General features: G+C 44.3%; 19 protein-coding genes, 1 pseudogene, 1 riboswitch and 1 other annotated feature. Of the genes and pseudogenes, 2 read left to right on the top strand and 18 right to left on the bottom strand.

Going from position 1 to position 24,054, the window contains the following annotated elements:
- Positions 1–103 precede the first annotated feature (103 nt).
- The 12 genes and pseudogenes from metH to HLI_RS10010 form a co-directional block, all read right to left on the bottom strand.
- Positions 104–3,556, bottom strand: a complete 3,453-nt coding sequence (gene metH, locus HLI_RS10060; protein WP_128524859.1) for a methionine synthase — start codon at positions 3,554–3,556, stop codon at positions 104–106.
- Positions 3,537–5,396, bottom strand: coding sequence for a bifunctional homocysteine S-methyltransferase/methylenetetrahydrofolate reductase (locus tag HLI_RS10055; RefSeq protein ID WP_128524858.1), 1,860 nt, complete (start codon positions 5,394–5,396; stop codon positions 3,537–3,539). Before HLI_RS10055 ends, metH begins: the two co-directional genes overlap by 20 nt.
- On the bottom strand, positions 5,383–6,579 hold the full coding sequence (gene metC / locus HLI_RS10050) for a cystathionine beta-lyase (RefSeq protein WP_128524857.1): 1,197 nt from the start codon (positions 6,577–6,579) through the stop codon (positions 5,383–5,385). The genes HLI_RS10055 and metC overlap by 14 nt, the downstream gene beginning before the upstream one ends.
- Entirely contained in the window at positions 6,576–7,694 is a 1,119-nt protein-coding gene (locus HLI_RS10045; RefSeq protein WP_128524856.1) for a methionine biosynthesis PLP-dependent protein, read from the bottom strand. Before HLI_RS10045 ends, metC begins: the two co-directional genes overlap by 4 nt.
- A gap of 176 nt (positions 7,695–7,870) precedes the next feature.
- Positions 7,871–7,980, bottom strand: a riboswitch (SAM riboswitch).
- A gap of 116 nt (positions 7,981–8,096) precedes the next feature.
- The gene (locus tag HLI_RS10040; protein WP_128524855.1) at positions 8,097–8,501 is read right to left on the bottom strand and encodes a flavoprotein; all 405 of its coding nucleotides are present in this window, start codon (positions 8,499–8,501) and stop codon (positions 8,097–8,099) included.
- A gap of 58 nt (positions 8,502–8,559) precedes the next feature.
- Positions 8,560–8,892 carry a hypothetical protein gene (locus HLI_RS10035; RefSeq protein ID WP_128524854.1) on the bottom strand — a complete coding sequence of 111 codons (333 nt, stop codon included), beginning with the start codon at positions 8,890–8,892 and terminating at the stop codon, positions 8,560–8,562.
- 84 nt (positions 8,893–8,976) lie between these two features.
- Positions 8,977–9,422 (bottom strand): annotated as a pseudogene (locus HLI_RS10030) (DUF4385 domain-containing protein).
- A gap of 5 nt (positions 9,423–9,427) precedes the next feature.
- The gene (glsA, locus tag HLI_RS10025; protein ID WP_128524853.1) at positions 9,428–10,381 is read right to left on the bottom strand and encodes a glutaminase A; all 954 of its coding nucleotides are present in this window, start codon (positions 10,379–10,381) and stop codon (positions 9,428–9,430) included.
- A gap of 96 nt (positions 10,382–10,477) precedes the next feature.
- Complete coding sequence (locus HLI_RS21620) at positions 10,478–10,624, bottom strand: hypothetical protein (RefSeq protein ID WP_164908537.1); 147 nt, start codon at positions 10,622–10,624, stop codon at positions 10,478–10,480.
- A gap of 262 nt (positions 10,625–10,886) precedes the next feature.
- Positions 10,887–11,912 (bottom strand): cytochrome d ubiquinol oxidase subunit II, encoded by a 1,026-nt coding sequence (locus HLI_RS10020; RefSeq protein WP_128524852.1) that lies wholly within the window; start codon positions 11,910–11,912, stop codon positions 10,887–10,889.
- A gap of 16 nt (positions 11,913–11,928) precedes the next feature.
- Positions 11,929–13,260 carry a cytochrome ubiquinol oxidase subunit I gene (locus HLI_RS10015; protein ID WP_128524851.1) on the bottom strand — a complete coding sequence of 444 codons (1,332 nt, stop codon included), beginning with the start codon at positions 13,258–13,260 and terminating at the stop codon, positions 11,929–11,931.
- A 69-nt stretch (positions 13,261–13,329) separates the two neighbouring features.
- Positions 13,330–14,103: a class I SAM-dependent methyltransferase gene (locus tag HLI_RS10010; protein ID WP_128524850.1), complete on the bottom strand. Its 774-nt coding sequence runs from the start codon at positions 14,101–14,103 to the stop codon at positions 13,330–13,332.
- Positions 14,104–14,307: 204 nt separating this feature from the next.
- Positions 14,308–14,533, top strand: a binding site (T-box leader).
- A gap of 163 nt (positions 14,534–14,696) precedes the next feature.
- Here HLI_RS10010 and ileS point away from each other — a divergent pair.
- Positions 14,697–17,786, top strand: a complete 3,090-nt coding sequence (gene ileS / locus HLI_RS10005; RefSeq protein WP_128524849.1) for an isoleucine--tRNA ligase — start codon at positions 14,697–14,699, stop codon at positions 17,784–17,786.
- A gap of 188 nt (positions 17,787–17,974) precedes the next feature.
- Here ileS and HLI_RS10000 read toward each other — a convergent pair whose 3' ends face one another.
- On the bottom strand, positions 17,975–18,469 hold the full coding sequence (locus HLI_RS10000; protein WP_128524848.1) for a hypothetical protein: 495 nt from the start codon (positions 18,467–18,469) through the stop codon (positions 17,975–17,977).
- Positions 18,470–18,645: 176 nt separating this feature from the next.
- Between HLI_RS10000 and HLI_RS09995 the strand changes: the two genes are divergently transcribed.
- Positions 18,646–19,260 carry a PH domain-containing protein gene (locus HLI_RS09995; protein WP_128524847.1) on the top strand — a complete coding sequence of 205 codons (615 nt, stop codon included), beginning with the start codon at positions 18,646–18,648 and terminating at the stop codon, positions 19,258–19,260.
- Positions 19,261–19,535: 275 nt separating this feature from the next.
- On the opposite strand, the gene HLI_RS09990 is transcribed toward HLI_RS09995, so the two are convergent.
- The 5 genes from HLI_RS09990 to nadB form a co-directional block, all read right to left on the bottom strand.
- Entirely contained in the window at positions 19,536–19,721 is a 186-nt protein-coding gene (locus HLI_RS09990) for an H-type small acid-soluble spore protein (RefSeq protein ID WP_128524846.1), read from the bottom strand.
- 104 nt (positions 19,722–19,825) lie between these two features.
- On the bottom strand, positions 19,826–20,431 hold the full coding sequence (locus HLI_RS09985; RefSeq protein WP_128524845.1) for a TetR/AcrR family transcriptional regulator: 606 nt from the start codon (positions 20,429–20,431) through the stop codon (positions 19,826–19,828).
- A gap of 73 nt (positions 20,432–20,504) precedes the next feature.
- Positions 20,505–21,611: a quinolinate synthase NadA gene (gene nadA, locus HLI_RS09980; protein ID WP_128524844.1), complete on the bottom strand. Its 1,107-nt coding sequence runs from the start codon at positions 21,609–21,611 to the stop codon at positions 20,505–20,507.
- Positions 21,608–22,459, bottom strand: a complete 852-nt coding sequence (nadC, locus tag HLI_RS09975; RefSeq protein ID WP_128524843.1) for a carboxylating nicotinate-nucleotide diphosphorylase — start codon at positions 22,457–22,459, stop codon at positions 21,608–21,610. The genes nadA and nadC overlap by 4 nt, the downstream gene beginning before the upstream one ends.
- The gene (nadB, locus tag HLI_RS09970; protein ID WP_128524842.1) at positions 22,434–24,005 is read right to left on the bottom strand and encodes an L-aspartate oxidase; all 1,572 of its coding nucleotides are present in this window, start codon (positions 24,003–24,005) and stop codon (positions 22,434–22,436) included. Before nadB ends, nadC begins: the two co-directional genes overlap by 26 nt.
- Positions 24,006–24,054: the final 49 nt, after the last annotated feature.

Here is a 24,054-nt window from a genome sequence, read left to right as displayed (position 1 = left end):
GAAACCCGAACCCTGGCTTCTGACCGGGGTTCGGGTTTTTGTGTTCATTGATTCGGATGAAAAATGATCAAGTTCAACGGTCTGGGTTCTGTCCATCGCTCATTCACCTTACATTGAAGTATCGGGCTTCCGGATGGGCGAAAACCATGGCAGTAACGGAGGCTTCTGGTTCCATCATACATTCTTCTGTAAGCTCAATCCCTATTTCTTCAGGTTGAATCAATTGGAACAACTTCTTCTGGTCGTCTAATTCAGGACATGCTGGATAACCGAAAGAGTAGCGTTGTCCCTGGTATTTGGCTGAAAAGCGTTCTTGCATTGTGAAATCTGTAGGGTCAGGAAACCCCCATTTATCACGTATTTGTTGGTGAATCTGTTCTGCTAAACCTTCAGCTGTTTCTAAAGCTAAGGCTTGCAAGGCATGGCTTTCTAAGTAATGACCTTGTTCTTTCAATTCAACGGCTCTTTTTCGTATGCCTTTTCCAGCAGTGACAGCGAAAAATCCCACATAGTCCATCTCTCCACTATGAACTGGGCGCAAATAATCAGCTAAACAGAGGTGTGGTTCTTTATTCTGTCTTGGAAAAGCGAACCGTTCTACGATGGTCGAATGATCGCCTGGGTCGTAAATGATGATATCATCTCCGTCCGATTGAGCAGGGAAGAAACGGTACATCGATGATGGTTGAACCCATTGCTCTGCTTTTGCCCGAGTTATAAGCCCATCCACCACTTCTTTCAAATGGAGTGCTTTTTCATTTTTCTGCTCAAGGAGTTTTGTGAACTTTCCTTTCAGGCCTAAATGATGACCAATGAGCATTTGCATGTTGATATAGGGCTCGATATGGGCGACTGGGTGGCGGCGGATGACGTGTTTTTCAAAGTCATGAGGTTTGAAAACAGGGACCTTTGTTGAAACACTCGACTTCGCTCTTGTCGCTACCGCCGTGGCACCATCGCCTTCTGTTGGAGTAGCTGCTCTTGATAAAGCTATCGCTTGTTTTTGAGCGTGGTCTTCTAGAAACTTGCCGCGTTGTTCCTCTGTGCTTAATTGGTTGGAAATGGATAGTCCATCCATCGCATCTTTTGCATATAAAACAGGGCCATCATATTCCGGGGATATTTTTGTATGGGTGAACTTTCTTGATAAAGCTGCACCCCCGACGAGAATCGGCAGCGATATTTTCTGCTGTGCCAAGTCTTGGGCGGTCAACACCATTTGTTGGGCAGATTTGACGAGCAATCCGGAAAGGCCGACGATTGTCGGGTTTTCCTGTTTGATTTGTGCTATCAGTTCGGCAGGAGTGACCTTTATTCCAAGGTCGACCACCTCAAATCCATTGTTGCTTAAAATGATTTCAACAAGATTTTTACCTATATCATGGACGTCACCTTTGACGGTAGCTAACAGCACTTTTCCTTTTTTGTTAGACGTATCGCCTTTTTCCATATGGGGTTCAAGAAAAGCGACGGAAGCTTTCATAACTTCGGCGCTTTGTAAAACCTCCGCTACAATTAATTGATTGTCATTGAATAGCCGTCCTACCTCTGCCATTCCGTCCATCAAGGGGCCATTAATGATTAACAGGGGCGTGTCATATTCAGCAAGGGCCTTTTCTAAATCAGGAAGAAGTCCTTCTTTCGTACCCTCGACAACGTAGTGGGCAAGACGTTCAGCTAGAGTCATGGTCGATGTGGGTACTTTTTTCTCTTTTTTCTTACCACGATAAAAAGCAGTGAATGCAGCCAATGTTTGATCACTTGTATTGAACAAAAGTTCGTCCGCTTGTTTGATTTCTTTTTCATCAATAGAGGCGTAACGCTCCAACTTTTCCGTATTGACAATTGCGTAGTCAAGTCCCGCTTTGGTGCAGTGATATAGGTAAACCGCGTTCAACACTTCACGTCCCACAGGAGGGAGACCGAACGAGACGTTGCTCACACCGAGAACCGTCTGACATAGGGGGAGGTGTTCTTTAATCAGTCGAATGCCTTCAATGGTCGCCTCAGCTGACCCGATATATTGTTCATCACCAGTGCCGACAGGAAAGACGAGAGGATCGAATATGATATCTTGCGGGTTCATACCATATTCAAAGACGAGAATGTCATGTGACCGCTTAGCCACCTCCAGCTTCCTCTCAGCTGTAACAGCCATACCATCTTCATCGATTGTACCGACGACGAGTGCTGCTCCGTATTGTTTTACCAGCGGGAGGACATCTTTGAAGCGCTCAACTCCATCTTCCAAGTTGATGGAGTTGATAATCACTTTCCCTTGAGAGAAAGTGAGAGCTTTTTCAATAACATTCATATCTGTGGAATCGATGACGAGTGGTACCTTCACTTTGTTGACGACTTGTTTCATGAACGCTTCCATATCCGTGACTTCATCCCTGTCAGGGTCAGCGAGGCAAATATCGATGACTTGTGCACCTTTCTTCACTTGTGCTCGAGCAATTTCGGAAGCTTCTTCAAATTTTCCTTCTGCAATAAGTCGTTTGAACTTCCGTGACCCAATTACATTTGTGCGCTCGCCGATGAGAATCGGACGGTCACCGGGATCATCGTAAATTAATGGTTCGATTCCGGTTACTGCATGGGCATGTGATTTCGGTGCTTTTCTTGGAGGGAATCCCTTCACTGCTTCTGCGATCGCTTTAATGTGAGCGGGAGTCGTGCCACAACAGCCCCCAACCACATTCAGCCAGCCTTTTTCAGCAAAGCCGGCGACTTTGGCAGCTAACGATTCTGGTGTTTCATGATAGTTACCCTCTTCATCTGGCAAGCCGGCATTTGGATAACAGCTCACTGCTGTCGTAGCCAAATCAGAGAGAGAACGGAGGTGATCACGCATGAATTCTGGTCCTGTTGCGCAGTTCAACCCGACAGCGCTCGGTTCCATATGCTCCAGGGACAGATAAAATGCTTCGATGCTTTGGCCGGCGAGCGTTGTCCCCATCGGTTCAATAGTTCCCGATATGAAAAGGGGTAATTTTTTTTGTAAACCTTCACTCGCACGTGTTATACCGAGAAATGCAGCTTTCACATTCAGCATGTCTTGAGAGGTTTCCAACAATAACAAATCGACTCCGCCTTTGATCAATCCCCTTGCTTGTTCCTCGTAAGCGCGAGTTAAAGCTTCAAAAGTAGTTCCACCTGTGACGGATAATGTTTTAGTGGTCGGTCCCATTGCACCAGCTACAAAACGAGGCCGGTTTTCGGTGGTATAGCGAGCTGCGGCTTGCTTCGCAATTTTGGCAGCTTCGATATTGATTTCTTCTGCTAAATGCCCAAGCTCGTAATCATTAAGAACGAGATCGGTAGCCCCGAAGGTATTCGTTTCGATGATGTCTGCCCCTGCTTCTAAGTAACTGGAATGGATGGAATCAAGCAGACTGGGGTAAGTCAAATTCAAGTATTCATTACATCCATCATAAGCTTCTCCACCGAAATCAGCAGGGGAGAGGTCTGCTTCTTGGAGCATCGTGCCCATCGCTCCATCCAAAACCAAGATTCTTTTCTGCAGGTGTTGATCAAACAATGTGGATCCCATCAGATAACTTCCTTTCTTTTGATGCACTTTTCTCATGGATATAGTTGGTCAGTTCAACGGTCATTTCGTAACGTAAGAAAGGTGTGATCAAATAGATTCCGTTGAATAAATCCATTGCTGTATCAATCAATGATTTGGCAATGCTGATGCCTTCGGCTTGCGCCTGTGCTTTATTGTCTCCTGCTTGTTCCATTCGTTCGAGTATATCAGCAGAAAGTGTCATGCCTGGTACTTCATTGTGTAAAAATTCTGCGTTGCGTACGCTGGTGAGGGGCATGATTCCGATGTAGATTGGCGCATCCACGTGCTTCGTAGCTTCATAGACTTCAACGAGTTGTTTTTCGTTAAAGACGGGCTGGCTGATAAAATAATCCGCTCCATAACTGATTTTTTTCTCCATCCGTCCCACGGCCCTGTTCAAGTTACGCACATTCGGGTTAAAAGCGGCGGCTACTGAGAAAGAAGTGTTCTCACCTAAAGGTTTCCCGGAAAAGGAAATGCCCTTGTTCAGCTGTTTGATGTAATGGATCAAGTCGAATGATGACAAGTCATACACAGATGTCGCTCCAGGAAAGTCTCCGATTTTCGTCGGGTCACCTGTGACGGCAAGGACTTGGTGGATGCCCAGCGTATGCAATCCTAACAGATGTGACTGTAAGCCGATTAAATTACGGTCACGGCAGGCGATATGGACGAGAGGATCGACGTTATATTTTGACTTGATGATGGAAGCCATCGTCGAGTTGCTTATTCTAGGGGTGGCGAGGGAGTTATCGGCTAAGGTGATGGAATCGATGCCAGCTTCCTGCAAAGCTTTTGCGCCCTTTAGAAAACGCTCGGTGTTCAATTTCTTTGGTGGATCAAGCTCAACGATAATTGAACGCCCTTTTCTTGCTAATTCATGCAAGTGGGGCGTTTGTTTTTCTTTTTTAGCAACATTCACATCCGTTTTCTTTTTCAATGGGACTTTTTTTTCTTTTATCGGTTTTTTCCCTTTTACTCTCGCAGCAATTGCTTCGATGTGTTCTGGCGTGGTGCCGCAGCATCCCCCTATCAGATGCACCCCTTGTTCATATAGCGATTGCGCGCTCTTTTGAAAATAGGAAGGGTCTGTCGGATAAACAAGTCTGCCATCCTGGAAAGCTGGCAGACTTGCATTCGGATACGCAGACAAGACCGCTTTATCGGGGAGTGGCACTTCCTCTAATGATTGGATCATATGATAGGGACCAAGACGACAATTGACACCTACGACATCCGCTCCTTTTTTCTCTAAAAGCTCCAAAGCTTCTGTGAGGGGTGTGCCATCTTGCAGCACACCTGCTTCATGCATCGAAACTTGAGCGATGACGGGTAGATCGGTTTCTTTTCTCACAATCTCTAAAACTGTTGTTACTTCTTCTAAATCATAGAAGGTTTCGAGCAGCAGCCCGTCTACTTCTTCGAACAATAAACAGTAGAGTTGTTCTCGAAAGCTGCGCTTGATTTCTTCCAGGGGCACCGCTTGTTTTTGAATACCGCGGACTCCTCCCATCGTGCCGACCACATATTGCTCAGGGCCCGCTGCCTGTTTAGCTAAGCGTACGGCCTGGGTGTTGATTTCTTTGACCTGGTTTTGGAGTCCGTAGCGGGTCAGCTTTATATAATTAGCGCCATAGGTGTTGGTCTGGATGACATCAGCTCCAGCATTTACGTAGGCGCGGTGAACATTCAACACTTCTTCAGAATGGGAAAGGTTGAGATCTTCAAAACAACGATCGATCCCATAAGAATAGAGCAGTGTCCCCATTGCGCCATCGCCGATCAGTGTTTTTTGCTGTAATGCATCACGTAAGTTCATGATTCACCCTCCTGTTCGTCAAAAAAGAGTAAGGCTGGATTTGCTTCAATGCCTGCTGAAAATCTTCGATGAGGTCTTCAGGTTTTTCCAGTCCAACTGATAAACGGAGTAATCCATCTGTAATGCCCCGTTTTTCTCTTTCCTCTTTAGGCATAGAAGCATGAGACATACGGGCTGGGTAAGAGAGAATCGATTCAACGGCACCTAAGCTTACAGCATAAACAGGAAGTTCTACCGCATTAGTGAACTGTCTAACAGCATCTTCATCCCGTAAACGGAAGGAGAGGATCGCTCCTGCACCCTCGGATTGATAAGAATGAATCGAGTTTCCTGGATGTGATGAAAAGCCAGGATAAAAAACTTCCTCAATCAATGGGTGTTTGGTAAGTTCTTCGGCGATTTTCGCTGCAGAGGCGGAGGATTGGGCAAGACGGCAATGCAATGTCTTCAATCCGCGTAACACGAGCCAACAATCGTGTGCACCAAGAATCGAACCGAATGAATTTTGTAAAAAGGATAGTCGTTCAGCGAGGTCGGGTTGATGAGTGGCAGCCAAACCTGCGACGACATCGCTGTGACCGGCGATGAACTTTGTTGCACTGTGAAGGACAAGATCTGCCCCCAGTTCCAAAGGACGCTGCAGAGCTGGCGTCATGAAAGTGTTGTCGACAAAAGTCCAACAATCGTTGGCTTTGGCCAGCTTAGAGACAGCTCTGATATCTGTGATTTTCAATGTCGGATTGGATGGGGTCTCAATGTAGACAAGTTTTGTATTCGGCTGTATGGAAGTCGCTACAGCATGCAGGTCGGTCATATCTACAAATGTGTGATCGATTCCAAACCTTTGAAGGACGTCATTGATCATGCGGAATGTCCCGCCATACACATCTTCTGAAATCACCACATGATCACCTTGAGATAGCAGCATGAAAGAAGTTGAAATGGCAGCCATTCCTGAAGCGAAAGCGAACCCTTCGGTGCCATTTTCAAGCCCGGCAATCGTATCTTCCAAAGCTTTTCGTGTCGGATTGCCAGACCGGCTGTAATCATAAGTCCCCGGATTATCAAAATCCTGTTGGTGGAACGTGGATGCTTGCTGAATCGGAACACTCACGGCTCCTGTGTGGGGGTCGAACTTGTAGTCACTGTGTAACAAACGTGTTTGCAAAGAATGATCGGTCATTGGGCTAACTCCTCCTTAGGTAATTGACTCAGTGTCTGATCGAGGTCGTGCAATAAGTCATCGATATGCTCAATTCCTACAGAAAAACGTAACAGCCGGTTGCATACTCCGTAACTGACCCGGATTTCTTCAGGAATATCCGCGTGGGTTTGAGAAGCCGGGTAAGTGATGAAACTTTCCACGCCTCCTAAACTTTCTGCAAAGCTGATAAGGTTTAAGTTTCGTAAAAAAGGGTCGATCCAGGCTTCAGATTTAAGCCTGAAAGAAACCATTCCACCTTTACCTGGATAAAAGATATCTGTAATGGCAGGGTGCTTTTCAAGGTGCTGGACGACAGCTTTTGCATTGCTTTCATGTTGTCTCATCCTCAGCGGGAGTGTCTTCATCCCCCTCATTACCAGCCAAGAATCGAAAGGGGAGAGGACGGCCCCGGACGTATTTTGATGGAAAGCGAGTTTTTCGTTCACTTCCTGGCCTTTACTGACCAGTAATCCTGCCAGTACGTCATTATGGCCGGCTAAATATTTTGTAGCGCTATGGATCACCACATCCGCTCCTTCTTCAATAGGCTTTTGCAATATTGGAGTGTAGAGGGTGTTGTCTACAAGAAGGAGTAAGTCATGCGCTTTTGCAAATGATGAGATTTCCTGGATATCAGCTGTGTGCATCAATGGGTTTGTAGGTGTTTCAATATAAACAGCCTTGGTTCTACTATTTATATAGTTTTTGAGATTTTGTAATTGATTGCTGTCACAGTAGTGAAAGACAATTCCATAACGCTCATGTACGTGTTCAAAAAGACGGAAGGTACCTCCATATAAATCTTCAGAAACAAGGATTTCATCGCCTTGTTTGAAAAGGGAGAGAGCTGTCTGTATCGCGGCCATTCCAGAGCTGAAAGCGAACCCCGCTTCTCCGTTTTCAATATCGGCGATAGATGATTCTAGTATTTTCCTTGTCGGGTTACCTGTTCTGGTGTAGTCAAACCCTGTGGATTCACCAAGCCCTGGGTGACGGTAAGGAGTGGAAAAATAGACGGGCGGGTTGATCGCCCCCGTCGGTTCCTCTCGTTGATTGCCAGTTTGGACGAATTTCGTATCAGTATGTGGACACATTTGGATGCTCCTTTTCGCTTCATGTTTATAGTTGAATCAGAGTGTTGAGCTTCTACCAATTCCCGATTGTTGAATAAGGAAGGTGGTTCCAGCTAAGGCTGTTAAAATTTAATCGTTCAAAAAATAAAATAAAAAAAGCCTTCTTTAAGAAGAAGACTTTGTGGTTTCGGTCCTTCTTCTTATCTTTCAAGTTGATCGACAACTTGCTGGAGTTAGCACCTTTCTGGGTATACCAGTGGTTGCTGAGGCTTCACAGGGCCAGTCCCTCTGCCTCTCTTGATAAGAAATTCAATTGTGTTTTTATTAAATGTTGCTGACTACTCTACACTACTCAGAATGTTTTGACAATATGTCAGAAGAATTTTTTTGTATAATTTTGAAAATGGTAAAAAAGCCTCCTCGTTATGAGCAGACTTTTGCTGAATCAGGGTTTTTGACACCAGCCTCAATATAAGTGCGTACGAGCTGCCATTTCCCATCTTGATTTTGAAAGGTATTGAAGAACAGGTTGGACGTTTCCAAAAGTTCCCCATCGAGTCTTATCGATACCCAGAATGAGGCAAGCCATTCATTTTGATTCAATGGGATGATCGTGTTATCGGTATAGATCCAATCCATGTCCTTGTCGGCAAAATAATCAAAAGCCTGGCGCCACCCCTCAATGGAATCATCATAATGGTAATCAACAATTTCACCACTACGGATTTCCCTAGCTTTCAATTCTTTAGAGATTGTCTCCTTTAAGAAGTCCAAATCCTGCCGACGTGCTTTTTCTTTGAATTTTTTAAAGAACACTTCAAATGTCATATGTGGAATCCCCCTTATTTGAATTAACATTCAATAAGGAAGTGGGAATACCTTCCAATCAATGACAAATTCCTAAATTGAATGCGACAGTTTTCAACTGGATAGCTATGGTTCCAAGCCAGAAAATGTGGGTAGTGAATACGATACTGTACCACATTCTCCTTTTTGTTATACGGTTCCTTTGTTTGAACATGTAGGTAATTAAAGGAACTGTAAGCAAAGATAAGAAGGTAGTCAAACCGAGCATTCCCTGGTAATCTCTCATCCAAATAAATTCATTGAAGAGCGGAACGATGATAGTAGGAGTATAGATGACAGAAAGGAAGTAGGAGCCCATTGCCCAGGAGGCGATCATAAAAATAAGACTTAGGAATAGGGGGAAGGATTTCATAAGGTGTTCTCCTCGTTTAACATTATCCCGATAAGTTCACTCGGGTTAATGTTATCCTACGTTTGAAAACCGAAAATGTCAATCTTATCCGTACTGTTTCAGGTGTGCTTTTTTCTTTTTCAAATACACGTCATCTTCACGGGCTTTTATCCATTTCTCTTCAAAGATGCGCGCGGATTCAGCCTTTTCTTCATCGATGTCCCGCTTCCTGATTTCACCGTGATCATCGTATTTTTTTCCGCCTTTATAGTTGGCATACCTGCGCGCGCGTGTGTACCCCATTTGCAAAAATTTCCGCGCCATGTCCATGCCGACGAAATCATTTCCTTCTTTATACCCTAGAAACATTTGATGAATTTTCTCAGAGGACTCCTTTGCGATTTCAGGTGTTTTGAATCTCCAATGGGGGAGGATCTCACTTTTATAGGTTTCCACAAGTAAACACATTGTTCCCCTCTGCCGACTCGGTATTTTTCCGGTTTTATCCGAAAGTCAGTATTTTCAAAATCGATATCGTAATTAAAAGGCATCCCGTTCACCTTCCATCCGTGTTCTCAAGACCGAACATATTCAGTTCCAAGTCCTGTGAAAGTTTTTTGATCAAAGCACCGCCTGCTGTGCTATTGCCTTTTTCATCAATAGCCGGTCCTACGATGCCGACACCCATATTTCCTGGGATTGTACCGATGATGCTTCCAGAAACCCCGCTTTTACAAGGGAAACCCGCTTCGACCGCATAATGACCGGAAGAGTTGTACATGCCAGAAGACATTATGATCGCTTTGACTGTACGCAGATGGTGTGCGGGAATTAACCGTTCATCACTTTCCGGATTGTAATCCCCCTTAGCGAGGAATAGGCCGACACGGGCGAAATCCTCACAGCGCATCATGACGGAATTCATCCGGTAGTAAAGGTCGAGAGCTTCTTCTACATTAGTAACTAACGTTCCGGTACTTTGCATGAAATAGGCAAGGGAACGGTTTCGCGCACCATTTGCTTTTTCCGATTTATAAACTTCTTCACTTATTTCCAACTGATCGTGATTCGTGATTTTCCGAAGAAAGTTCATATATCGCTCAAATCGTGTCTCAACGTCTTTTCCTTTGATGAGCGCCGCGACTGCAATTGCTCCCGCATTGATCATCGGATTGAATGGTTTGCTCGTATCGTAGGATTCGAGTTGGCTGATGGAGTTGAAAAAGTCGCCCATCGGCTCCATTCCAACTGTTTGAAACACCCGGTCTTTTCCAAAGTCTTGCAAGGCGACCATCAACCCGATGATTTTCGAAGTGCTCTGCATCGGGACATACTGTGTTGTATCCCCAGCAGCATAGCATTCACCATTTGTCGTAATGATAGAGACGCCTAGATGATCTTTTATGGTTTCATCGTATTCGGGGATATTCATGTTGACGTCCCCGTTAGCGGCATAGGGCCTGCTGTCTTCAATGGCTTCTTCCAGGTAATCATTAGTCAATTCCTGCATTGTTTCTCTCCTTTATTTGGGTCTGGAATATCGTGGCGTAAAATCACTTTAAAGGTTTGCTTTTATACCTCGCAATGGCAAGCCACTTGCTTATTGTCATGTATGAATAGGTAGTTGTATGTACCCTTTTGGAAGGTCCGTGTAACTTTCATAACAAAAGCGAAGCTGGGACAAAAGAATTTTTCCGCTAGAAAACCCGAACGAATATTCGTTCGGGTTTTCTTTAGGAAGCCATAAATGCATACCTCAGCCTCCTCAGAAAGCAAAGACCGCTTTCTTCCGGGGTCTTCCGCTCGTGCTGCTCCCGCTGGAGGGAGTCTACGTATGTTGCCTACGCTTCATTTTGTCCATTCTACTCTACTGTTCTTGAGTGGCCGTTATCGTTTTGTCCTAACCTTGTTTTGGGATATCACGACATTTCAGCCTGTGGTTATCTTGTGTTAAGGAAGCAACACCTTGTTCCAGCGCCTAGCCTCGACAAGCTTAAGGCGCTTCCACATATGGATCATTCTTGTTTCAAGTAACGGCGGTCTTTCAGGAAGAGTCGCCAGAAAAGGATGAATGCAGGAATCAAAATTCCAAATCCTGCTCCATAGACGATCAACATTTGATAGAAAATATCCGGGCTTGTAAATCCGTCTTCCACCGTCAAATCAGGATAGATTAAATATGGAAGGTGAGCCGATCCGTAAGCATAGATAGCGACAGCATATTGAAGAATGATGAAGATGACTGCCATCCGCGACTGTCCTCGCTGCCCGTCCTTTTTTTTGATAAACAGAAAAGCGTAGCCGACCAAAAAGAACAAAAGCGAGAAACCGAACAACAGCCAATTTTCTTGGATGTTTTCAACAACCCATGAGGCTTCTGAAGGGAATGTTCCAATTGTCAACATTGCCACGGCTATACTCACTGGCCCCAGCCAAATGGCATGTTTTCGAAACGTGTGAGATGCGCTCCAATCATCTGCTTCTTTTGCATAATCCATCAAAAAAACGGCTGAAATGAACAGCTCTGTTGAGAGTCCGAACGCGATGTGCATATACAGGGTGGGATGTGTGAGGAGCTCCACGTATTGTAAGCGCGGGTACTCGTTTTCAAAGCTGACAAAACCGCCGAGGGTAATAGGTAAAATACTGACGAGTAAGGCGGGGATGATCAAACCAGTGCATCCTGAAGTGATCCTCAATGTATCTTTATATTTATCAGCATGGTGCTGGAAGACCATGAATGTTGTCCGAACCGTCAGTAAAAGCAGGACAAGGGCGACCGGCACTAAGAGGATGCTCCCTAACAACGTGGTTGCAAAGGGGAAAAACATGACTACGGATACCACGAAAATAACAAGGAAAACGTTCGTCACTTCCCATGTCGGGGAGAGAAATCGGTTAGCGATTTGCGAAGCACCTGTCTCGTTGTTTTTGCCATAAATCATTCCCCAAAACCCTGCCCCGAAATCCAGGGAGCCCAGGATCGCGTAAACGAAAAGTAAACTCCATAATATGGTGATGGCTAAAGTAGATGCTTCCATAGATGTCTGTCCTTTCTCAGTGGGGCTGGGAACTCAAATCATTGCTCACGGGATTCCGTTTGAAGTAGTACTTCATGACAAATCCGGTGACAAATAATAGCGTAATATAAAGAGTCATGAACAAATAGAAGAGGAAGCCCACACTATTTGATTTAGTGGCGGCATCTTCTGTACGCAGTACGTCGTTGATTGTCCATGGCTGTCGTCCGATACAGCTGAAACACCAGCCGGCTTCAATCGCGATCATTGCGAGTGGACCACTGACGACAAGGGTAGCGAGCAGCCAGTTCGGCAGCTCTTTTTTTAAGATAAGCTTCCAAAACAGGGCTGTAAATGCCACGAGAATCAGTACAGAACCGATGCCGACCATCACATTGAAAAGGATGTGTATATAAAGGGGAGGCCATAGTTCTTCTGGATATTCATTCAAACCGATCACTTCTGTATCAAACCGGTCACCCGCTAAAAAACTCAATCCAGAGGGGACCTCGACAGCGTATTTGACCCGCTGATCCTCAAGGGAGGTATAGCCGCCTATGGAAAGAGGGGCGTAGCGGGTCGTTTCGAACAGTCCTTCAGCAGCCGCTAATTTACGAGGGTTATATTCGTGCAGCATCTGGGCCGTTTCATGACCATTGATCGCTGTCGCCAAAGACATCAATGCACCGAAATATAAAGCGATCGAGAGTGCTTTTTTATGATAATTACGCTCTGCTGTGGAAATTCTTCTTTTCATTAGCCTTAGCGCCGCTATGGAAGCAACCAAAAATGCTACTGTCATATAGGCGGAAAGAGTCACATGGACAGCTGTCACCCCGAAGCTTGGGTTGAAGAAAGCCGCCCACGTATTGACGTCCGTCACTTCCCCGTCTGGAGTGATTGAGAAGCCGGCAGGGGTGTTCATCCAGGCGTGAACGTCTGTGATAAGGATGGCCGAAGCGGTCGCTCCCAGCGCTACAGAAATGATACTGATCAAGCGCAGGGTGGGTGGAAGGCGATCGGCAGCATACAGATAGATGGACATGAAGACCGCTTCGATAAGGAAGGCAAAGATCTCCATTTGAAAAGGCAGGGCAATGACTTGACCGACAATCTCCATGAAATCCGGAAATAGTAGGGAGATCATAACACCGACAATGGTTCCTGATGCAATAGACACAGCTAGCAAAATAGCAAAACCTTTCGTCCATCGTTTCGCCATCAAAGCGTAATCTGAATCTTTTTTAATCATGTGCATGACTTCTGCGATGATGATCATGACAGGTAATCCGACACCGATAGTAGCATAAATGATATGGAAGCCGAGAGACGTTCCAAACAGGGCGCGGGCCATAACGACGATATCCATGGATTTCCACCTCACTAGCAAATTCAATACCTAGCTTATTTTTCCTATGTGAAGTGGGATTATACTTGATCAGGAATCTTTTTGGGCGAGGACCATCCATTCATCAATCGAGAAACTTTCAATACAGTCTTCCTTTTCGGTTATAGAGAAGTATGTCTTGAACGTATTTGGTGCTTGGCGCATAAGGATTTCCACTGCCTGATGCTCCTCTGTGGCAGAAAGGATCCGCGTCACCCATTCTCTGAAAGGGAGCCGTTTTTTTCTAGAAAGTTGTTTATTTATCGTAAGGTTATGTTTCTCTAAATAATTTTGCCATTCTGAAATTTTCAAAGCTCTCACATGACTGGGGTCACGTTTTTTCTCAAACGTATTGTAAAAATTATCGAGTTGTTCGTCTTCTGGTGCTACATTATCAATCATCAAAAACCGTCCATCTGGTTTAAGAACACGATGCGTTTCTTCTATGAATTTGGAGGGAGAAGGGAAGTGGTGTGGAGCAATCCGACATGTAATTACATCAAAACTTTCATCAAGGAACGGCAACTCTTCCGCATCTGCGACGATATAATAGATGTTATGCTGCTCTTTCAGGTGACGGGCGGTGTTTTGCAGCATGTCTTTAGTGAGATCTGTGGCAAATACAGTCCCGACAGATCGACTTAGAGTTTTGGCTACATGCCCGCCGCCAGTTGCGATATCAAGAGCTTGCCATTTGTTTTCTGGTTCAAGCCATTCAGTGATCAAGTCGAGGTCTGATTGACTCTTATGTGTTGAGCTTTGTACATAAGATTCCTTGCTTTTAGAAAAAGCTTCTTTCACGACACGCTTTATATCTTCTGACATATGATCGCCTGCTTTCTATATATTGAATTACTATCATTGTAAGCATAAAAGGCGATAAGGGATAATACCATATTTAAATCAAAAGTGATTCGAAGAGTGAATTGGATATTTATCATGTATAGGACGACAGAAAATGGGCGAGGATGAAGGCAGTAATGCTTTGACATACAACAAATTACATTGTACGATATGGAGAAGATACGTATAGTTTCGTTGACGAGAAGAGTATGCTTTAATTCTGTCTATAGAGAGTCGCTGGTTGGTGAAAAGCGATGACAGCTTATTGCTGAAGATCATCTCTGAGAAGTTCTGCTGAAATGATTAGAGTAGGGAGAACCGGTTGGCGGCCGTTATCCGTTTTATGAACCAAGTGTCGTGCATTTATCGCACGGAATATGGGTGGTACCGCGGAATGACATCCGTCCCTGAATTTTTCAGGGGCGGATTTTTTTATTTATGTGGCATTGAAATGTCCTTGCTTGATTCGACAAGCTTAAAAGCATAATGGAAATGTGTTTTCTTCCTGGAATGCATATGTCCCAACGGTTTTACAAAGCCAATATAAAAATATAAAAGGGTAAGAGGTGGAAGTAATGCGTAGTGTGAATACTAAAGAAGCGGCTTTAGACCGCGAAAACCGTGTCAAAGATTACTGGAATTCAGAAGACGTATTCAAGCGCTCGATGGATGAGCGCGAAGGGAAAGAGACTTTTGTCTTTTATGAAGGTCCTCCCACAGCCAACGGCCTCCCGCACGCAGGTCATGTCCTCGGGCGTGTAATCAAGGACTTTGTTGGACGTTACAAGACGATGCAAGGTTACCAGGTTCTGCGAAAAGGTGGCTGGGATACCCATGGTCTGCCTGTAGAGCTTGAAGTAGAGAAGCAGCTTGGCATCTCCGGAAAGCAGCAAATTGAAGAGTATGGTGTAGAAAAGTTCATCGAAAAGTGTAAGGAAAGTGTCTTTAATTACGAAAAAGAGTGGCGAGAATTCACAGAATCCATCGGTTATTGGCTCGACATGGATGATCCATATGTCACGTTGCAAAATCGTTACATCGAAAGTGTTTGGTACATCTTAAGCGACCTGCATAAGCGGGATCTTTTGTCTAAGGGACATCGCGTCACTCCATACTGCCCGAGCTGTCAGACGACATTGAGTTCCCACGAAGTGGCTCAGGGATATGAGGACGTGAAGGATCTATCTGCAACGGCGAAGTTCAAAGTGAAAGGGACTGAGAACGAATTTTTCCTTGGCTGGACGACAACTCCCTGGACTTTGCCGGCAAATGTCACATTAGCGGTGCACGCTGATCTTGATTACATCAAGGCGAAGAAAGACGGCGAAGTGTTTATTGTCGCTGAAGCATTGGCTGAGAAGAACCTTGGTGAAGAATATGAAGTCATTTCCAAACATAAAGGGAGCGAATTCAAAGATGTAGAGTACGTCGCACCGTTCCCATTCGTGAAGCCTGAGCGCGGTCACTTCGTTGTCGAAGCAGATTTCGTCAATGCCGATAGTGGTACGGGTGTCGTCCACATTGCACCTGCTTATGGTGAAGATGACTATAACTTAGTGAAAGAGTACAATCTGTCCTTCTTCAATGTCGTTGATGGTCAAGGTCGATACACAGAGGACATCCCGCCATTTGAAGGACGTTTCGTCAAAGATTGTGACGTGGACATCGTGAAATATTTGGCTAATGAAGGCCTTCTTTTCCATAAAGAGAAGTATGAGCACAGCTACCCGCACTGCTGGCGTTGTGACTCACCATTGCTTTACTACGCAATCGAGAGCTGGTTCATCAAGACCACTCAACTGAAGGATCAGTTCCTTGAGAACAATCAGCAAGTTGATTGGCATCCAAGCCACATCAAGGACGGTCGCTTCGGTAACTTCCTTGAAAACATGGTGGATTGGAATATTGGACGTAACCGTTTCTGGGGCACACCGCTCCCAATTTGGATCTGTAATTCTTGTGATCACCAATATGCGCCTCATAGTCAGGCAGACCTTCAAGAAAAAGCGATTGGGGATGTCGGGGATGTCGAATTGCACAAGCCATATGTGGACCGTGTACAGCTGCAGTGTGAGAAGTGTGAAGGCACAATGGACCGTGTGCCAGAAGTCATCGACGTCTGGTTCGATAGTGGTTCCATGCCTTTCGCACAACAGCACTATCCTTTTGAAAACAAAGATCAGTTTGAAAAACAATTCCCGGCAGATGTAATTTGTGAAGGAATCGACCAGACACGCGGTTGGTTCTACAGCCTGCTTGCTGTGTCTACGCTGTTTACTGGAAAAGCTCCTTATAAACGTGTCCTATCAACCGGCCACATCCTTGATGAGGAAGGCCGCAAGATGTCCAAGAGTAAAGGGAACGCCCTGAACCCGACAGATCTCGTAAGTAAATTCGGTGCAGATGCTTTCCGTTGGGCATTACTCGCTGACAGTGCCCCTTGGAACAACAAACGCTTCTCTGAACGAGTGGTTGTGGAAGCTAAATCCAAAGTAATCGATACACTTGTCAACACACATGGCTTCTATACCCTTTATGCCAACATCGATGGTTATAAGTTTGATAAGAATGAGACAGGTGAAAAGACGCTGCTTGATCGCTGGGTCCTTTCCCGCCTCAACAGTGTAACCATAGTCGTTGGTGAAGCCTTGGATGACTACGACTTCACCAAAGCAGCAAAAGCTTTAGAGAAATATGTCGATGAAGTAAGTAACTGGTATATCCGCCGCTCACGTGACCGCTTCTGGGAAGAGGGCATGACAGAGTCTAAGAAAGCAGCCTACCATACCCTTCATGAAGTATTGGTACAGCTTAGTCAGTTGATGGCGCCATACACGCCGTTCCTGGCTGAAGACATCTATCAGAATCTGACAGGTGAAAGTGTCCACTTGGCTTACTTCCCGAAAGTTGATGAGGGTGTAGTCAATGCTCAGCTTGAAAAAGATATGGATGCTGTCCTGCAAGTGGTTGAACTTGCACGTGGCGTCCGTAACACAGAAGCCATCAAGACGAAACAACCGCTTTCTGAGCTCGTGGTCATCCCGGTAAACCCAGAACAAGGAAAAGCGTTAGAAGAGTACAGCAGTATCATTCGTGATGAAATCAACGTGAAGGAAGTGGTCGTTAAGCAATCTTCCGATGATCTTGTTCGTTACGAAGTGAAACTGAACTTCCGAGCGGCTGGCCCTGTGCTTGGTAAGAACGTAGGGACGGTAAAAGGCTATCTTGAGAAGCTGTCTGATGAAGAAGCGGCTCAAGTCGTTCAAGATGAAAAAGTCGTCGTGCCTACAGGGGATGGAGAGGTCGAAGTGACGATGGACCTCTTAAATGTTGAACGTGTAGCTGATTCGGGATTATCAATGGGGTCGAATCAGGACTTCCATGTCATCCTTGATACGACAATTACAGAAGAACTGCGACTGGAAGGGCTGGCACGTGAAGTGATCCGCGTCATCCAGGATGAACGTAAAAAACAAGACCTTCCGATTGATCTTCGTGTCGATATCGCTCTTGGTGGAGATACAGACATTAAAGAAGCAATCAAACAAAATGAAGGACTGATCCGAGAAAATGTTCTTGTGAAAGAGCTTACGGTCGGTGAAAAAGAAGCAATGAAAGAGTACACGGTCGGTGAAAACCAACTGAAGCTTGCTCTTAAGAAATAAAGAAAGAGGCCTGAGCAGAAGATGCTCAGGCCTTTTTTGTAGTTTCGGAGTTTATAACATGAACGTCTGTGGTTATCTTGTGATGGATGAATAGCTTACAACTGCCCTTTATTGTAGCAAAATAAAGCCGCATTAAATGTTTGCTCAATCTTATCAAGACTGAAAGGCTGCACCCGATTTTTTTGACTTCAGGAATCCTCTGATTTTGCTTCCTTAAAGGCAGTTAACGTTCCTACAAAACCAAGTAAAGTAGTGTATTCTGTGCCATCCTCTCCCTGGCAGCCGCTTACGTAAACCATCGGTTCTCTTTTTATTAGATACCTGCACGTAAAAGTACCTTCTGGAGACTGCTTGTAACCCCCATAGTTATTTTCAAAAGTGACTTCCTCGCCATCGAAACTAATGTTATTTTTGTAATGATCCCCATTAGGGGTGAAAATCGAAATATCGACGGAAGCTTCTTTTCCCTGCTCTACTTTTTCTACTAAAGAGTTGATTTGTTGGATATTTTCAACATCCAATGCGCCCTTGGCGATTTGATCGAAGTTTTCACTTTGGTGCTGCACTATGACATCACCATTTTCTTTAGCATCTTCCACTGTGTACGGCTTTTCAGATTCAGCTTCTGTGCATGCCGAGAGGGCCAGGACAATAAAAGAAGCCAGATAAATGAATTTTTTCATCCCATCCTCCTAACTATCAATCAAAAGTACTTTTCCGTGATGGTACTCCTCTTGCACCTCCCTAAAATGTTCTTTCCCTTTTAATAAAACCTAAATTTTGGATGATGTCCAGAGGAGGGGATGCATTAATTTCGTCGAATTCATTAACAAAGTAAATTTGTGAGGAGGTATTTTTTATGTTCAAGAAATTAGCTAGTGATGCTTTGGGGCTGAGTGATATTGGGAAAATTATAAATAAAGAAGACTTTGATAAGACTCAGTCCGATGATTTCGTGTTAACTGAAGATGGTGAGGAAATCCATTTCCTGATCAAATCTAAAAGTGATGAATATTGCTTCACGAACAGAGCTCTCGTTCATATTGATGGGGATAAGGCTTCTAGTAGTAAGCGCAACATCTATCGTTATGATTATTACAAACATCCGATTGGTGACGTCTCTGTTGAAACAGCAGGAACAATTGATTTGGATCTAGAGATTAATTTTAATTTGGGCAATAAAAGTATGAATATTGATATAGCGAAGGATGAAGGAGAAGCCATTGCGGATTTGTACAAATCACTTGTAGCTATTTCCCAAATTCAAGAGGAAAACCTCCAGCACTCGGAGTATGCAAAAGATAGTATAGGTACAGCACGAGAACTAATTCGCGAAAACCGCTTCCATGATAACGATATTTCCCAGGAGTTCGATGAAGTCGTCAACTTTGCTTACGATTGGTTTGCGAAGAAGCACAGAGAGCATGTAAGAAAAGATTTTCAGGATATTTTCGAAAAGTATATTCATAACTGATAAAGGTTTCCGTTACTAAGGATGGACCTTCTTGCGTTAGTGAGGGAGAACAGGGCTGGAGAGTGGTCTTCCTCCACCCCCATAAGGAGAGGCACATAGAAGCGATTTCAGGGAACTCATATCGCAAGGGTTGTAGGGGGAGGGGGAAGGCTCCCGCGGAAAGAGAAGAATGTGGTCGGAGCGCTTATGCTTTATTGCTTCATAAAGAAAACCCGAACGAATTTTTCGTTCGGGTTTTCTAGTGGGAAAATTCTTTTATACCAGTCTTTTTTTTATCAGTGTACATTCTCTTTTAACTCGTAAAGGGGCACTTTTTGTACGATATTCGGTTGATCCACCGGGTGAATGCGGGCCATTTCATTTCTTTCGATGACCTCTTCAATATAAACTTCCCTATCCTGATGCATGACGTTGATCATTTCTGGAGAGTTGAAAATTTCTGTGGCGCGTTCTTTGTTCATCTCTTCAAGACCTCCTTTGTTTTATGAATATAATTTTCTCAAAAATGGTGATTTGTATTCATGTAAGGTGTCCAGGAGAAGACTGATGACATCTGACTGCTTTTCTAGTGGATAATGAACTTCAACTTGTTTCTGATACCAGTTAAAAAATGCTCTTTGGTCATTTCATGCTGGTAAAGGAACATGATGAATTCAAAAGCAAGTGAGCTGTAGATGATTTCGGCCGCTTCATTAGAATCAAAATCATGCGCTAATTTCTTTTCTTCTTTTAAATGATTCAGTAATTCGATCAGCTCGTCAACAAGCATAAAATCAAGACCTATGAAATGTTTCATACGTTCTTGGTCGGATTGGAAAGATGTGAGAGCAATCCCCATCATGTCACGGAACATGCTTTTTCTTAAATGGAGGTACTTATTAATTCTTCTATATAAAAATAAGTACACGATTTCATCAGCACAGCGAGTTTGGTCCTCTTCTGTCAGGTGGTAATCCAAGTTGTCGATTCGATCGATGAACTCCTCTGTGAAAACATCGATTAACAAGTCTGCTTTTGAATCAAAATAATTGAACAGGGTACCATGTCCGATGTTCGCCTGCTCTGCAATTTCGGAGGTTGTGGTTTGTTCGAATCCTTTTTGATTAAAAATATTTTTGGCTACGGCAATTATTGTTTCTCTTGTTTTTTGCTTTTTCTTTATCCGATCCATTTCAATCAGCTCCTATTAAAAGTGAGTACACTCATTTATGAGTGTACTCACTTTTGAATCTCTTGAAAAGGGGTTATGCTCGATACAACATCCGTGTCAGCGCTTGTTTAGCATCATGAGCTATGCCGGCATCCACCTTGATTAAATTTGTGGGTTCACCTGCAGCCAATGACTCCAATGACCATGCTAAGTGTTGCAGATCGATCCTGTTCATGGTCAAGCATGGGCACATACTTGGATTCAGGGAAATGATGTGTTGGTCCGGGTTTTCGTGGATGATCCGGTTGACGAGATTCATTTCTGTACCTACTGCCCAAGAGCTGCCAGCGGGGGCTTGATCTATAGCAGAAATGATAGCGTTCGTCGACCCGGCCACATCCGAAAGCTCCACGACTTCCCGGCTGCATTCTGGGTGGACGATTATTTTCATATCAGGGTAGTCCGCACGTACTTGTTGTACATTTCTGACAGTGAAATTTTCATGGACAGAGCAATGTCCTTTCCATAGAATCACCTTCACATCCTCAATAGACCCCTCGTGAATCAATTCTTCCATAATCGGGTCCCATACTGCCATTTGGTCTAATGGAATGCCTAAATCATAAGCTGTGTTCCTTCCCAGGTGCTGGTCTGGTAAAAAGAGGATTCTCTGCTTTTGAGAAAATGCCCACTGAATCATTTTGGCGGCATTGGAGGACGTTACAGTGGCACCGCCGTTTTTGCCGACAAATGCTTTGATTGCTGCAGTCGAGTTGACGTATGTAAGGGGGAGGATGGTGTCATCAAAAATGTCGAATAGCTGTTGCCATGCCTTTTCTGTCTGAGTGATGTTCGCCATATCCGCCATGGAACAACCAGCTCGCATATCAGGCAAGTAAACGTGCTGATCCTCTGTCGATAAAATATCAGCGGTTTCCGCCATGAAATGGACTCCGCAGAAAACAATCGCTTCCGCTTCATGCTGGGAAGCTGAAAGTTGTGCGAGTTTTAAAGAATCTCCGCGCGCATCGGCGAATTGGATCACCTCGTCTTTTTGATAGTGATGACCAGGAAGGAAAAGCTTTCGCCCCATAGATCTTTTGACTTTGTTAATACGTTCTTCCAGTTCGTCTGCATTCATCTTATGGTAACGTGCAGGTAAGGTTGGATGCTTCTTTTCTAATGTTTCAAAAAGGTTCATTGTATTTCCTCCTTTAAAAGTTTCACATTTGCACTGATATCAAGAGATGGGGCGGAGTGAGTCAAGAAACCAAGGGAGATGTAATCAAGGTCCAGTCCTTGATACTGCTGCAGAGTCTCGAGGGTGATTCCTCCAGATGCCTCTGTTGTGATGAAAGGCGGGACAATCCTTAAATAGTTTTTAATCTGTTCCGGGGTGCAATTATCGAACATAATGCAGTCGACACCTGCTTCTACTGCTTCAGCCACCTGGATTTCCCTTTCTGTTTCAACTTCTATTTTCACCATATGACCTACATGGTCTTTCACTTGAGCGACGGCATCTTGAATCGATCCAAAAAATTCAATGTGGTTATCCTTCAACATGACTGCATCGGAAAGGCCGTTCCGGTGATTGAAACCGCCGCCGGTTCTAACGGCATATTTTTCGAACAAGCGAAGACCGGGTGTTGTTTTTCTAGTGTCACAAATCCGGGTACGATGACTATTTAAACAAGTCACAGCCTCCTGGGTCAGGGTGGCGATCCCGCTTAATCGTTGGATTAAATTCAATATAACTCTTTCCCCTTTAAGAAGTGCAGCCACTGGCCCCTCTATTGTTGCTATCGGATCACCGGGTATGAGGGGAGTGCCATCCTCTTTATGCAGATGAATCCGGATACTTGGATCGATCATCGAGTAACCTTCTTCAATAATGCTTTCCCCGCAAAAAACCCCGGATGCTTTACAAGTGAAAACGACTCTCCCTATTTGTGTGCTTGAGAATAAAAAATCACTACTCAAGTCTAAGTCTCCAATGTCTTCAATGAAAAAAGCTTCCATCCTACGTCTGAGTTTCAACCGGTTCATTCGTTTTCCTCATTTCATATGTTTTTTTCTGAATGATTTGTTTACTTTGCCATAAAGGAAGTTCTTCAGGAAAATCTTCGCGGTAATGACCACCGCGGCTCTCTTCACGCTCCAAAGCAGATTTTGTAATTAACCAGGCTGTTTTCATCATAAACAGAACTTTGATTTGTTCGTTAGTGAGCAAAGTGAAGTCAAGATGGTTACACCTGATGAGATTATAGGATTCTAGCCACTGCAAGTGTTTTTCAAGTGCGCTTTTTTTCCTTGCGATCCCTACGTTAGTCATCATCCTTTTTTGGAGTTCTTCCACAGGCGGGAGGCAGACAGCTGACGGAGATGTTTTCTTCATGATTTCTTTGAAAGGGGGGCGGGGCAGTCCTGATTGACTATTCAAGTGTTCAGCTAATCTTCTTCCAAATACAAGACCTTCTAACAAAGAATTACTTGCTAGGCGATTGGCACCGTGAACACCGGTGCAAGCGACTTCTCCAATTGCATATAGCCCTTTCAGTGTGGTTCTGCCGAGAGAGTCTGTTTTTACTCCTCCCATTGAAAAATGACAGCCGGGAGTTACCGGAATCATCCCCTGTGTTAAATCAATCCTGTTCCATTCACACATTTTCGTAATTGAAGGGAACTTACCTGAGAAGTTTTCAATCCCCCTTATATTTAAATAGATTTCATGTCCTTTTTGTCGATGATGGAAAATCGTTTGCGCGACAATGTGTCTTGGAGCTAAGTCTTTAAATGGATGGACCCCTTCCATAATCGGTTTTTCTAGTTCATCAACAAGTGCAGATCCTTCTCCACGAACAGCTTCCGATATTAATCCTTTACATTCTTGATTGATATAAGCAAGGGTAGGATGAAATTGAATGAATTCCATGTCTGCAACCTCTGCGCCAGCATAGTAGGCGAGTGTGATTCCATCACCTGTGGCTGTATCAGCGTTCGACGTATGTGAATAAAGGTTGCCGCAACCCCCCGTAGATAAAATGATATGCGGGGCAAGAAAACGGTTCATTTCCCCATCACCCGATCTACTTTCCACTCCAAAACAGCAACCATTTTCAGATGTAAGAATTTTACAGACAAATTGGTACTCCAAAACTTTTACATTGGGCGGGAGGCTCTTACTTAAGCAGTCCATCACTATTTTTCCTGTCTGGTCTCCACCTCCATGAACGATTCTGTGCTGGGAGTGGGCTCCTTCTATACCGAGTGCAAGGTTTCCGTCAGCATCAAGATCAAATTCACAACCGCTTTTCATTAAATCGAGGATGGTTTGGGGCGCTTCTTGGGTAAGCTGGAAAGTTGCTGTACTGTGGTTCATTTTCCTGCCAGCTTCCATCGTATCGATAAAATGGAAAATCGGGTGGTCACGATCTTTCCATGCTGCAGCGATGCCCCCTTGAGCCAAAACTGAATTGCCATGGTTCATGAAGGATTTTGTGAGAATGATCACATTTAAATCCCTGCTTAATTTTCGGGCAAGTTGTAAGGCGGCCACACCACTTCCTACAATGATGACATCTGAATTGTTCATGTCAGACCTCCGTTATATACATGTGTATTGACACCTATATTTACATACT

This window comes from Halobacillus litoralis, assembly GCF_004101865.1.
Lineage (GTDB): Bacteria > Bacillota > Bacilli > Bacillales > Halobacillaceae > Halobacillus > Halobacillus litoralis_A.
Note: the sequence above shows the minus strand (reverse complement) of the source record. Positions and strands in the feature narration are given on the sequence as shown.